General features: G+C 41.4%; 14 protein-coding genes. All 14 read left to right on the forward strand.

The genetic code is table 11. The features are described 5' to 3' along the window. The first annotated feature begins 227 nt into the window (after window positions 1-227). The 14 genes from ADG03_RS04320 to ADG03_RS04385 all read left to right on the forward strand — a co-directional run bounded on the left by ADG03_RS04320 (window position 228) and on the right by ADG03_RS04385 (window position 12,993). On the forward strand, window positions 228-869 hold the full coding sequence (locus ADG03_RS04320; protein ID WP_013904069.1) for a TetR/AcrR family transcriptional regulator: 642 nt from the start codon (window positions 228-230) through the stop codon (window positions 867-869). Continuing rightward, entirely contained in the window at window positions 866-1,249 is a 384-nt protein-coding gene (locus ADG03_RS04325; protein ID WP_049472853.1) for a hypothetical protein, read from the forward strand. Before ADG03_RS04320 ends, ADG03_RS04325 begins: the two co-directional genes overlap by 4 nt. Before the next feature lie 133 nt (window positions 1,250-1,382). Next, complete coding sequence (locus ADG03_RS04330; RefSeq protein WP_049472851.1) at window positions 1,383-2,426, forward strand: 2,3-butanediol dehydrogenase; 1,044 nt, start codon at window positions 1,383-1,385, stop codon at window positions 2,424-2,426. 94 nt (window positions 2,427-2,520) lie between these two features. Continuing rightward, window positions 2,521-3,432: a DMT family transporter gene (locus tag ADG03_RS04335; protein ID WP_049472850.1), complete on the forward strand. Its 912-nt coding sequence runs from the start codon at window positions 2,521-2,523 to the stop codon at window positions 3,430-3,432. A 143-nt stretch (window positions 3,433-3,575) separates the two neighbouring features. Further along, window positions 3,576-4,664 carry a DUF4352 domain-containing protein gene (locus ADG03_RS04340; protein WP_065426853.1) on the forward strand — a complete coding sequence of 363 codons (1,089 nt, stop codon included), beginning with the start codon at window positions 3,576-3,578 and terminating at the stop codon, window positions 4,662-4,664. A gap of 145 nt (window positions 4,665-4,809) precedes the next feature. Next, entirely contained in the window at window positions 4,810-5,955 is a 1,146-nt protein-coding gene (locus ADG03_RS04345) for an amidohydrolase (protein ID WP_049472846.1), read from the forward strand. A 120-nt stretch (window positions 5,956-6,075) separates the two neighbouring features. Next, window positions 6,076-6,903, forward strand: coding sequence for an amino acid ABC transporter substrate-binding protein (locus ADG03_RS04350; protein WP_049472845.1), 828 nt, complete (start codon window positions 6,076-6,078; stop codon window positions 6,901-6,903). 24 nt (window positions 6,904-6,927) lie between these two features. Beyond that, entirely contained in the window at window positions 6,928-7,785 is an 858-nt protein-coding gene (locus ADG03_RS04355; protein ID WP_049472843.1) for a MetQ/NlpA family ABC transporter substrate-binding protein, read from the forward strand. A gap of 72 nt (window positions 7,786-7,857) precedes the next feature. Next, window positions 7,858-9,231, forward strand: a complete 1,374-nt coding sequence (locus ADG03_RS04360) for a M20/M25/M40 family metallo-hydrolase (RefSeq protein ID WP_049472842.1) — start codon at window positions 7,858-7,860, stop codon at window positions 9,229-9,231. Next, window positions 9,224-10,291, forward strand: coding sequence for a methionine ABC transporter ATP-binding protein (locus tag ADG03_RS04365; RefSeq protein ID WP_049472841.1), 1,068 nt, complete (start codon window positions 9,224-9,226; stop codon window positions 10,289-10,291). The genes ADG03_RS04360 and ADG03_RS04365 overlap by 8 nt, the downstream gene beginning before the upstream one ends. Next, window positions 10,288-10,980, forward strand: coding sequence for a methionine ABC transporter permease (locus ADG03_RS04370; protein ID WP_003008487.1), 693 nt, complete (start codon window positions 10,288-10,290; stop codon window positions 10,978-10,980). The genes ADG03_RS04365 and ADG03_RS04370 overlap by 4 nt, the downstream gene beginning before the upstream one ends. Before the next feature lie 12 nt (window positions 10,981-10,992). Continuing rightward, window positions 10,993-11,589, forward strand: coding sequence for an MptD family putative ECF transporter S component (locus ADG03_RS04375; protein ID WP_049472840.1), 597 nt, complete (start codon window positions 10,993-10,995; stop codon window positions 11,587-11,589). Further along, window positions 11,579-12,427 (forward strand): SAM hydrolase/SAM-dependent halogenase family protein, encoded by an 849-nt coding sequence (locus ADG03_RS04380; RefSeq protein WP_049472839.1) that lies wholly within the window; start codon window positions 11,579-11,581, stop codon window positions 12,425-12,427. The genes ADG03_RS04375 and ADG03_RS04380 overlap by 11 nt, the downstream gene beginning before the upstream one ends. A 14-nt stretch (window positions 12,428-12,441) precedes the next feature. Then, window positions 12,442-12,993, forward strand: coding sequence for an ECF-type riboflavin transporter substrate-binding protein (locus tag ADG03_RS04385; protein ID WP_049472837.1), 552 nt, complete (start codon window positions 12,442-12,444; stop codon window positions 12,991-12,993). Window positions 12,994-13,099 lie beyond the last annotated feature (106 nt).

The raw sequence follows: 13,099 nt of genomic DNA on the forward strand, positions 1-13,099 counted from the left end.
GGACGACGAAATCGAATTCTAACGAATTACCGATTTCTGTCCCACTCTCACTTTTCTCACGGTGGAAAGTTTCGGTAGATGTTTACATTCTAACAGGCACCTTTTTGTGTCTGTTTTTACTTTTTCAGAGGGAATGAAAAATGGAATTTAATTGACAAAGTCTTCTAAATTTAATAAAATTAAAAACAGACCGATAGTCTGTTTTTTAAAAAAAGGAGGGAAGTTACTTGAAACAAGAAATAAAATCAAAAAGAAGTAAAGATCAAATTATTCAAGTGGCTTTATCCTTGTTTTCAAATAAAGGCTATAATGAAACAACGATGGCTGATTTAGTAACGGCGACAGGATTGTCAAAAGGGGCTGTTTACCATCACTTCAAAAGTAAAGAAGAGATTCTACAACTCTTAATGGAAAAAGAAACGATTGCCCTCTCAACTTTTCTAGAAGAATTGTCAAAGAACGAAGAAGTTTCATCAACAGATCGTCTATTACAATTAGTAGATTATTTAATAGGCAATGAGAATATGGAACAGCTTACTGGTATTGACTGGGCACAAAAAATACCGTTTGGTTTGTTGTTTTCTTTAAAAAATACGGTGAATATTCTTTCCAAATATGTAGGAATAATCATTCATCAAGGAAATGAGAAGGGCGAGTTTTCTTGTAAATATCCTTTAGAGACAGCCACCACACTATCTCTTTTAATTGATGTGTGGCTTGATCCAACTATATCAGGTGAAGAAATGATCTCATTCTCACAAAAATTAGACTATATTGCATTTTATTTAAACAGTAGCGGTGTTCCTGTTTTAACAGAAAACAAGTGTCAAGAGATTAATCAGTTTTTTCTTAAAGGAGGAAGAAGATGAATCGGTTGTTAAGATTCTTATTTATTTTACTTATCATCGCCATGTCTGGAGCGATTATCTTCCAGCTATTCTTTCCATCCTATATGGGAAGTCATTCGGGATATGGTGTTTCTGTCGGTTGGCAACGGGAGATTGGGATTTGGAATGTGGCGGTCCTTGTGATCCTGATTGCTGTCAATCTCAAATACGATTGGTTTTATCTTCGGGCGGTTCTATTGGCTTTGATTCTAGGTGGGATTGGGATCGGTACTAATCATCTCTTCAGTTATTTTCACTATCATCTGCCGGTCAATGGGATCGGTGCGCTTGAAAATTACCTCCTGGTCCTTGGTTGGATGGTGGGGTGGAGATTGGAATCTTCACGAATCAAGAAGAAATAAGAAGGAGCAGTCAAAGGGCTGCTCTTTTTCATCTTCAGTTTTTCCTTGACAAGCAAAAAGAAAACGTTTACAATATAGTGTATAAAGTTTCCTGAAAAGAAAACAAAAAACGTGAAAACAAGGAGATCATCATATGGCTACTATGAAAGCAGCTCGCTGGCATGCAGCAAAAGACGTTCGTATCGAAGAAGTGGAAGTACCTGAAGTACAACCACATCAAGTAAAGGTGGCAGTTAAGTTCACAGGGATCTGTGGTACGGACTTGCATGAATATTTGGATGGACCGATCTTCATCCCAACTGAAGAACATGTGTATTCTGGTCAAAAAGCACCGGTCACTTTGGGACATGAATTCTCTGGTGAAATTGTAGAAGTCGGAAGTGATGTGACTCGTGTCAAAGTTGGCGATCGTGTCACTATCGAACCAATTCTTGCAGAGCACAATTTGATTGGTGATTATAACCTTGATCCAAACTTGAACTTTGTCGGCCTCGCTGCAGATGGTGGTTTTGCCAAATATTGTGTTCTTGATGGTGATCTTGTCCATGTGATTCCAGATAGCTTGAGCTATGAACAAGCCGCTCTTACAGAACCTGCTGCTGTTGCTGTTTATGCAGTTCGTCAATCTGCATTGAAAGCTGGAGATACAGCTGTTATCTTTGGCTTGGGTCCAATTGGTCTTTTGATCGTTGAAGCCCTTCGTGCAGCAGGAGCATCAAAAATCTATGCGGTTGAATTGTCTCCTGAACGCCAAGCGAAAGCAGAAGAATTGGGAGCGATCGTTGTTCGTCCAGAAGAAGGAGAAACAATTGTAGAAGCCATCCATCGTTTAACAGGTGGTGGAGCAGATGTTTCTTATGAAGTTACTGGGGTTCCAGTTGTTTTAGGCCAAGCCCTGGCAGCTGTTCATAAAGCTGGGGAATGTATGGTTGTATCTATTTGGGAACGCGAAGCCAGCATCAATCCAAATGAATTCGCTATTCAAGAAAAATCCCTCAAAGGAATTATTGCCTACCGCCACATCTTCCCTAAAGTCTTGGAATTGATGGAACAAGGCTACTTCTCTGCTGAAAAATTGGTTACTAAGAAAATCAAATTGGAAAATATCGTTGAAGAAGGATTTGTTGAATTGACACAAGATAAATCTCAAATCAAGATCTTGGTTCAACCTGAATAAGCGAATAATTTTATATGAAATATATGAGGCTGAAACGTTTCGTTTCGGCCTTTTATGATACAATAAAAGTAAGGAATAGATTTTGGAGGGGACTATGTCAAAGACGATGAAAGGAACGCTCATGACCTTGATTGCTGGGATCGCTTGGGGCTTGTCAGGAGCCTGTGGCCAGTACCTGATGGCTCATGGATTTACAGCAATCGGTTTGACAACGATTCGTTTAGTGTTTTCAGGAGCTGTACTACTGCTTCTTGCATATCTAGCGGACCAGGAAAAAGTAAAGGCTTTTCTAACAGACCGCTCGTCCTACCTTTCCTTGTTCTTATTTGCTTTTTTAGGGTTGTTAATGACCCAATTGACTTATCTAGAAGCGATTGATGCGACTAATGCAGGTACTGCAACTGTTTTGCAATATCTCTGTCCCATTGGAGTTTTGGCCTATTCTTGTGTTAAGGACCGGGTAGCTCCTACGGTATCTGAAATCATTTCGATGATCTTAGCCATCGCAGGGACCTTTCTCATTGCAACCCATGGTCAACTCAATCAATTGGCAATCACTCCTAAGGGGCTAGCTTGGGGACTTATTTCTGCCTTTGCCTATGCCCTCTACATCATTCTACCTATTCAGTTAATTCAAAAATGGGGGAGTATGTTGGTGATTGGTATCGGTATGCTCATTCCAGGGCTTGTAATGATTCCCTTCACAGGAAGAAGACTTTTTCATGGCCAATATAGCATGGATAATCTAATGGGCTTAGTTGGCTTAGTGGTGATTGGGACCATATTTGCCTATACGGTCTTTTTGAAAGGGACAACTCTGATTGGACCGGTCAAAGGTAGCCTTCTTGCAGCTATTGAGCCTATTTCAGCTGTATTCTTTGCTTTTGCCATTATGAATGAACATTTCTTTGCCATTGATTTTATCGGGATGGCTATGATCCTCTTTGCGGTCCTCTTGATTTCCCTCAAGGATCTCATGATTCAAAAAGAAAAAGGAATCTTGTAAAACCAAAACCAATCATATTTTAGTTAAAAGGTTGAGACGAAGGTCTTGACCTTTTTATGATAGGGAAGAGTTATCACTATATAGCGTATACATAGATAGAAAAAGATGTTAAAATAGAACAAAACTTTTTTAAGGAGATGAGAATGAAAAAGATTTTTCAATGGACTTTATTTGCTGTGGCGACCTTTAGTTTAGCGGCTTGTGGGACTGGTGCTAAAAAGACAAATTCGCAGCAAGCAAAGACTGAGAAAGCAGCGAAAAGCTCTGCATCTGACGGTCAAGTCGAGGTGAGTTTAAAAGGAGGGCAATACATCAAACCACCTGTCCTCAATGACTCAGAAGACGGAACCTATTTAGCCCTTCAATTAGAATTTAAAAATGTTGCCAAAGAATCTATCAACGTGTCAGATTCAGATATCACCATTTACGATGCGGATAATAACAAGGTCAAATTGCAGTCAGGAATTTATGACCACAGTGAAGCCTTCCAACTCCTCAAGAGTGATCAGTTGGCCCAGGATAAAAAATTAACCGGCTATATCGTTTTTCCAGTCGAAAAAGGCAAGAAGTACGAAGTGCAGTATGAACGAAAAACCTATAGCTCTGATAAAAAATCCAAGCCTTTAAAATTTGCGGTGGATTCTTCTCAGTATGAGGATAAGGTGGAAGCTTCCACTATTCTAGCAGATGAATACATCAATCAAGTTTACTTCAGTGGCCAACGAAAGGTAAAAAAGGATGATGCTTTTGTTTTGGGAACTGATTTGAAAAAGGAACGCAGTGATTTCCGTGCGAAATTTGCGGCTGATTTTACTCGTCAATTGCATGATTACCAATTCCCTGAAGAAGAAGTGACCCAGTTTATCGATGCTTATGAAAAAGAAAATGCTAAGCGTGCGAAATTAACCTATAAGGTTAAACAATATCTCCCGGACAAGGTGGTCATTAGTCTAAATCCTGAGACGGTCAGCATGGAAAAGACGATCTTAAACCACATGCAGACCTTCTATCAGGAACATCGAAAAGACTATCCAGGGATCATCGAAGCGAACCAGGCTCAAAACAAAGCCTATAGAGAGGAAATGATGGCTTCTCTTGCAGATCGCCCCTTGACGACGCCGGATCGATACGACTACCAGTTGACCTTTGTTAAGAAAGATGGCAAATGGGAAGTAGAAAAAGCCTACAATAGTGATAGCTTTATTGAAAAATTCGAGGGAAATCTTTCTTAATGCTGAAGTTGGCACTCCTAGGACATGAATCTAGGAGTGTTTTTGTCTATAGCTTTAAACTATATCAAAATCCAAGAAACAGGAATTAGACGGAAACACCTATTAGTGATAAAATAATTTTAAGTTCGAAAGGAGATGAAGGCTTGTGTCTTTTTCTTATGAAGAGTTAGCAGAGATTCGCCACTATATCCACCAACACCCAGAATTGTCTGGTCAAGAATACCAGACAACCGCCTTTCTAAAAGAGCGTCTTGAAGAGTTGGGGATTCGTATTTTAGAGAGTGGATTAAAAACTGGTCTGATTGCAGAAATTGGGTCCGGCCAACCGGTGGTGGCACTTCGAGCAGATATCGATGCCCTTCCGATTTTGGAACAAACGAATCTGCCCTACCAAAGTCAGAATCCAGGCGTCATGCATGCCTGTGGCCATGATTTTCATCAAACCAGTCTTCTGGGAGCAGCAGCTCTTCTCAAGGAAAAAGAAGACCAGCTTGAAGGAATCGTACGCTTGATCTTTCAGCCAGCAGAAGAAATCTCAGAAGGTGCTTCTGATGTTTTGGCAACAGGACTGTTGGAGGATGTTCAAGGAATTATTGGTTTTCACAACATTCCCCAGCTTAAAGCAGGGCAACTTGCCTTGAATGCTGGAGCTATGATGGCAGGGGTTGAGAAATTCAAGGTTACCGTCACAGGGGTTAGTAGCCATGCTGCGAGACCAGATTTGGGAGTTGACACTGTAACGGCCGTCACTACCATGGTTCAGAACTTACAATTATTAATTTCACGGACCGTTTCTCCCTTTGAAACAGCTGTTTTGTCTATTACGCACCTGGATGTGGGCTCAACCTGGAATGTGCTCCCAAAATCAGGCTATTTTGAAGGAACCATTCGTTCCTTTAATCCGAGTGTGCAAAGAGACTTGAAGGCACATTTTATTTCTATCATTCGACACATTGCAGAAAGTCTGGAAGTGGATGTAGATTTTGAGTGGGGTGTGACACCGCCCGTTACCTTTAACGATGAAGAATTGACGCAGGTAGTTTGGGAAGCTTCACAAGGCTTGGCTGAAGTGATTCCAGCAGATCCTTCTACTGCTGGAGAAGACTTCGCCTTTTACCAAGAGCGAATTCCTGGAGTCTTTGCCTTTATCGGTTCGAATGGAGAGCCGGATGCGCCAGACCTCCATCATGATCACATGACCATCGATGATGCAGCCTTTGAGGTGTCGGTTCCCTATTATGTTGAAAATGCGCAAGCTTTATTGCGGTATTTTAAAGCCAAAGAAGTGTGATAAAGAAAAACTATCACCTTCATAAAAAATATATATTAGGCAAGTAAATGCTTTTTTGATAAAATTAAAAAATACTTTTAAAATGGCGTTTTATGTGCCTGAAACGAATAAGGAGATCCTATGAATCTAAAAAAAGTGATTAAGTACTCTGCTTTAGGATTAGTTGCAGTCCTTGCAACCAGTGCTTTAGTAGCATGTTCATCTGGTAAATCTGCCAGCGGGAAGAAAACCATTGAAGTTGGGACTGTTGGAACAACCAAACCATTCTCTTACGAAGAAAAAGACGGCAAGCTAACCGGTTATGAAATCGAAGTTTTGCGTGAAATCTTCAAAGGTTCAGACAAATATGAAGTAAACTTTAACAAAACAGAGTGGTCTTCCGTCTTTGCTGGCTTAGATAGTGACCGTTTCCAAATCGGTGCCAACAACATTAGCTACTCAAAAGAGCGGGAAGAAAAATACCTCTATCCAAATCCATATGCTCGCAATCCATTAGTATTGGTCGTACCAAAAGATTCTTCTATTAAATCTTTGGATGACATTGGTGGCAAGAAAACAGAAGTTGTTCAAGGAACATCTACTGCTAAACAATTAGAAGATTACAATAAAAAACATTCAGATAATCCAACCGACTTGCAATACACAGATGGAACTATTCAAACCATCATGGCCAATCTAGCGGATGGTCGTACCGATTACAAGATCTTCGAACGGATTTCTGTAGATACCATCATTCGTGATCAAGGCTATGACAACTTGAAAGTCATTGAGCTTCCAAGCGACCAACAACCTTATGTTTATCCAATTATTGCAAAAGAGGATAAAGACCTTCAAAAATTTGTCAACAAACGCATCAAGGAACTCTATGACAATGGAACCCTTGAAAAATTGTCTAAAAAATACTTCGGTGGTTCTTACCTACCAGAAGCAAAAGATATTAAAGAATAATATTTATTTAAAGGAGATTTTAAAATGAAATTGAAAAAAATTCTTGGTTTAACAGCTCTTGCAGCTATCGCAACGTTTGCTCTTGCAGCATGTGGTTCTTCAAAATCATCTAGCAAAGATGGCGAAACAACAGTTAAAGTGGGTGTCATGACTTTGAGCGACACTGAAAAAGCTCGTTGGGATGCAGTCGAAAAAAACCTCAAAGGAAAAGGCATCAAATTGGAATTCACCCAATTTACAGATTACTCACAACCAAACGTGGCTGTAAAAGATGGTAGTGTAGATATCAATGCTTTCCAACACCACAACTTCTTGGATAACTGGAATTCTAAAAATGGTGATGCGCTTGTCTCTGTAGCGGATACTTACATTGCTCCAATCCGTCTCTACTCTGGTACAGAAAACGGTAAAAATAAATACACTTCTATCAAAGAAATTCCAAAAGGTGGAACCATTGCCGTACCAAATGACCCAACAAATGAAAGCCGTGCCTTGTATGTCTTGCAATCAGCAGGTTTGATTAAATTGGATACCAAAGATGGACAATTGGCAAACGTATCAAACATCAAAGAAAATTCAAAAGATTTGAAGATTTCTGAATTGGATGCTTCTCAAACGCCTTCTGCTCTTCCTTCAGTAGATGCTGCTGTCATCAACAATACCTTCGTTCGTGAAGCAGGGGTTGACTTCAAAAAAGCGATCTATGTTGAAAAGAAAGACAACAACTCAAAACAATGGTACAACTTGATTGCTGCTAAGAAAGATTGGGAAAAATCTGACAAAGCAAAAGCAATCAAAGAAATCATCAAAGCCTATCACAAAGACAATGTGAAAAAAGCGATCGAAGAATCTTCAGAAGGAATGGACCAACCAGTCTTTTAAGATTCGATCTCAAGTGTATGAAGGAGGTGGAGAAGCAATTCTCTACCTCTTATCGTGTATTAGGAGGAATGCATGCCTTTTGCAACAGAAGCGGAACAAATTCGTAAATTTGAAAATGATGAGGTCGCACAACATTATTTTGAAGTGTTGCGAACCTTGATTTCAAAAAAATCCATTTTTGCTCAACAAGTAGGTCTCAAGGAAGTGGCCAACTATTTGGGGGAAATTTTTACAGCTGCAGGAGCCAAAGTCGAAGTTGATGATAGCTACACAGCCCCTTTTGTGATTGCCAAATTTTTCTCCCCAAATCCAGACGCAAAAACCATCATTTTTTATAACCACTATGATACAGTACCAGCGGATGGAGACCAACCTTGGACGGGAGATCCTTTTACCTTATCGGTTCATTACGGGACCATGTACGGTCGAGGGGTTGATGATGACAAGGGACATATCACAGCTCGTCTCACAGCTCTTCGAAAATACATTCGTGAAAGTGGCGATTTGCCAGTCAATATCACTTTTATCATCGAAGGGGCAGAGGAGTCTGCATCGACTGACTTGGATAAATACTTAGCTAAACATAAGAAACACTTGCGTGGGGCAGACCTCCTAGTCTGGGAACAAGGTACCCGAAATAATCAGGGTCAGTTGGAAATTTCTGGTGGTAGCAAAGGGATCGTCACCTTTGATATGGTGGTGAAGAGTGCAGAAGTGGATATTCATTCCAGCTATGGCGGTGTGGTGGACTCTGCTTCTTGGTATTTGTTAAATGCTATCGCCAGTCTTCGTGACAAAGAAGGCCGAATCTTGGTGGATGGGATTTATGATCAGATCCAAGAACCCAATGAACGCGAGCTAGCTTTGATCGAGCAATATGCCAACAAAGGACCAGAAGATGTAGCGGAAACCTATGGTCTAACCCTTCCAATCTTGAAGGAAGACCGAAAAGAATTCCTGCGCCGTTTCTATTTTGAACCAGCCCTGAATATTGAAGGTTTTGGCTCTGGTTACCAAGGACAAGGTGTTAAAACGATTCTTCCGGCAGAGGCGCGTGCCAAGATGGAGGTGCGCTTGGTTCCTGGACTGGATCCCAAGGATGTCTTAGAAAAGATCAATCAGCAATTGAAGAAAAATGGCTATGATCAGGTCGAATTGGTCTACACTCTCGGTGAAATGAGTTACCGAAGTGATATGAGTGCCCCATCGATTTTAAATGTCATTCGGCTGGCCAAAGATTTCTATAGTGAAGGAGTCTCTGTTCTTCCAACAACAGCGGGGACAGGGCCCATGCATACGGTATTTGAGGCTTTACAGGTACCGATGGCAGCCTTTGGAATTGGGAATGCCAATAGCCGTGATCATGGGGGCGACGAAAATGTGAAAATTGCCGATTATTACACCCATATTGAATTGATAAAGGAGTTAATAGCAAGTTATGAGTAAAGCAATGATTCAGCTGGACCACATTGATGTGACCTTCCAGCAAAAGAAACGTCAGATCCAAGCCGTCAAAGATGTGACTATTCATATTAATGAAGGCGATATCTATGGGATTGTAGGGTATTCCGGAGCGGGGAAATCGACCTTGGTTCGGGTGATCAATCTCTTGCAAGTGCCTAGCGCCGGAACCATCACTGTGGATGGTGATGTGATTTATCAAGATCAGGTGACCTTAAAACCGGCTGCCCTTCGGGAGAAACGTCGGGATATCGGGATGATTTTCCAACACTTCAACTTGATGGCTCAAATGACTGTCGCAGAAAATGTGGCCTTTGCACTTAAACATTCTAAATTAAACAAAGAACAAAAGAATGAGAAAGTGGCGAAATTGTTGGAACTGGTTGGTCTATCTGACCGTGCAGAAAATTACCCAGCACAATTGTCTGGTGGTCAAAAGCAGCGGGTAGCGATTGCGCGTGCCCTTGCAAACGATCCAAAGATTTTGATCTCAGATGAGTCAACTTCAGCCTTGGATCCAAAGACGACCAAACAAATTCTAGCTTTGTTGCAAGAATTGAACAAAAAACTTGGTTTAACCATTGTCTTGATCACCCATGAGATGCAAATTGTCAAAGATATTGCCAACCGGGTAGCTGTCATGCAAAATGGCGAACTGATTGAAGAAGGGTCTGTTTTAGATATCTTCTCGAATCCGAAAAATGCTTTGACGCAAGACTTTATCACCGTTGCAACAGGAATCGATGAAGCCATGGTGAAAATCAATCAACAAGCGATTGTGAAGAACTTGCCTGATGATTCGATGTTGGCGCATCTCAAGTATGCAGGTTCTGTGACAGATACAGCCATCATCAATGATATTTACAAGCAGTACCAAGTATCTGCCAACATTTTATTTGGGAACATCGAGATCCTTGATCACACGCCTGTCGGAGAATTGGTGGTCATCTTATCAGGTGAGACTCAAAATCTGGAAACGGCCAAAGCTGAGTTAGAAAATGCAGGAGTTTCCGTGACTATTGTGAAAGATGGGAGAAAAGCATGATCCAGTTAATTCAAACATATTTACCAAATGTCTATAAATTAGGGTGGTCTGGCCAGTATGGATGGGGAACCGCTATTTACTTGACTCTTTACATGACCGTTATTTCCTTCATTATTGGTGGATTTTTAGGTTTGGTGACAGGACTTTTGTTAGTCTTGACCCGTCCAGGTGGTGTCATCGAAAATAGAATCGTTTTCCAAATTTTGGATAAGATTACTTCCTTGTTCCGCGCCATTCCTTTCATTATCTTGTTGGCCTTTATTAATCCCTTGACCTACTTGCTCTTGAAAAATACCATCGGTCCTACAGCAGCCCTTGTTCCGCTGTCTTTGGCTGTCTTTCCATTCTTTGCCCGCCAAGTCCAAGTGGTCTTGTCCGAGTTGGATGGAGGGGTGATTGAAGCAGCGCAAGCCAGTGGGGCAACCTTCTGGGATATTGTCGGAGTCTACCTGCGTGAAGGGCTTCCTGATTTGATCCGTGTGACAACAGTGACCATCATTTCCTTGATCGGAGAAACCGCCATGGCGGGTGCCGTTGGTGCTGGAGGATTAGGAACCTTGGCCATCAACTACGGGAAAAACATGTTTAACAATGATGTCATCTTTGTGGCGACCTTATTGATCCTGATTCTTATCGTTCTGGTCCAATTTATCGGGGACTTCCTTTCGAAGAAAATTAGTCATCGTTAGGATCAGTATCCAATGAATAGAATAAATGTGAATCAAATAAAACAAGTTGGAGCCTTCACTTTCCTCTATTTTCTTGCGATTGGACTGGGGGTCTTAGTTGGAAATCTGGTCGATCATCAAGGAAATATGTTTTATGCTCCTGCCTTTTCAGCCTTGTTTGGCGGGACGATCTACCGCTATTATCTAGAAAAAATAAAAGGAGTTGGATCTATCTTTATAGTTGGCTGCGTGATCGGCTCCTTCTTTCTCTTTTCGCGTCATGGTGCAGGTGCCTTTATTCCAGCCTTGATCGCCGGAAGTTTTGCGGAAATGGTCGCCTCAAGTGGTCGTTTTCGCTCGAATTTACGAAATGCCTTGTCTTTTGTCATTTTTGCCTTTGCGACGACAGGGCCCATTCTTATGATGTGGTTCTATCCAGCCAGTTACCGCATGTCGTTACTGGATCGTGGTAAATCGATAGACTATGTCAATCGGGTGATGGTATCACCAGATCTAGCGACCATCACTTGGTTTGTCCTCACGGTCATAATGGGTGCTGGATTAGGATGGGGACTATCGAACATCCTTCTTCCATTATTGGCCAAAAAAGGAGATAAAGATGCACAATAATTTACTAGTTCTTCAGTCAGACTTTGGTTTGGTGGATGGAGCAGTATCAGCTATGATTGGGGTTGCTTTAGAAGAATCACCAACCCTTAAAATTCACCACTTAACTCATGATATTACCCCCTACAATATCTTTGAAGGGAGTTACCGTCTCTTTCAGACAGTAGATTACTGGCCAGAAGGGACGACCTTTGTTTCGGTGGTCGATCCTGGTGTTGGTTCTAAACGAAAGAGTGTGGTAGCTAAAACGGCGAAGAATCAATACATTGTCACTCCGGATAATGGGACTCTCTCTTTCATCAAGAAACATGTAGGGATTGTTGCTATCCGTGAGATTTCAGAGGTGAAGAACCGCCGGGCCAATACAGAGTTTTCTTATACCTTCCATGGGCGTGATGTCTATGCCTATACAGGAGCTAAGTTAGCCAGTGGCCATATCAGCTTTGAGGAAGTGGGACCAGAACTCAGTGTCGAACACATTGTAGAAATCCCAGTGGTGGAAACGGTTATGGAGGACAATCTTGTCAAAGGAGCAGTTGACATCTTGGATGTGCGCTTTGGTTCTCTCTGGACTTCGATTACCCGAGAAGAGTTCAATCATTTGAAACCTGAATTTGGGGAACGCTTTGAAGTGACCATCTATAACAATGACATGCTGGTTTACCAAAACCAAGTAACCTACGGCAAGTCTTTCGCCGACGTGCGGATTGGACAGCCAATCCTTTATATCAATTCCCTCTACCGTGTTGGTCTTGCCATCAACCAGGGATCCTTTGCTAAGGCCTATAATGTAGGAGTTGGGGCTTCTTGGCATATCGAGATTAGAAAAATGGAAAATTAATAGGAGATATCATAATGAAACAGAAATCATTATTTTCAATTAAAGATGTTGTAGCTATTGGGGTTGGAGCAGCCCTCTTTGTCGTGATTGCTATGTTGCAAATCCCTGCACCTGCACCGAATACGAGCATTCAGTTGCAATATGCCCTTCAAGCTCTCTTTAGTGTAGTTTTTGGTCCGATTGTCGGTTTCTTAATCGGCTTGATTGGTCATGCCATTAAGGATGCTATGTCAGGTGGTCTTTGGTGGACTTGGATCATTTCAAGTGGTTTGTTTGGACTTTTTGTTGGTTTCTTCCGCAAACAAATCGGTGAATTCAAAGGGGAAGTGACAAAGAAAGAATTAATTGTCTTTAACATCGTTCAAATCGTATCCAACCTTGTGATCTGGGGCTTGATTGCTCCGGTTGGAGATGTCTTGATCTACAAGGAAAGTGCCAATAAAGTCTTCCTACAAGGTGTTGTTGCGGGTTCTTTTAATGCATTAACAGTGGCTGTTGCAGGTTCTCTTCTCTTGATCGCTTATGCACGGACTCAAACAAAAGATGGAAGTTTGACCAAAGATTAAATGTACAGAAGATAAGAGAGTGGGACAGAAATCGGTAATTCGTTAGAATTCAATTTCGTCGTCCCACCTCCGCACAGTTGAGTAGGGCTGTAAAAGCTGATGAAAT

Source organism: Streptococcus parasanguinis (genome assembly GCF_001069785.1).
In the GTDB taxonomy this organism is placed as follows: Bacteria; Bacillota; Bacilli; order Lactobacillales; family Streptococcaceae; genus Streptococcus; species Streptococcus parasanguinis_T.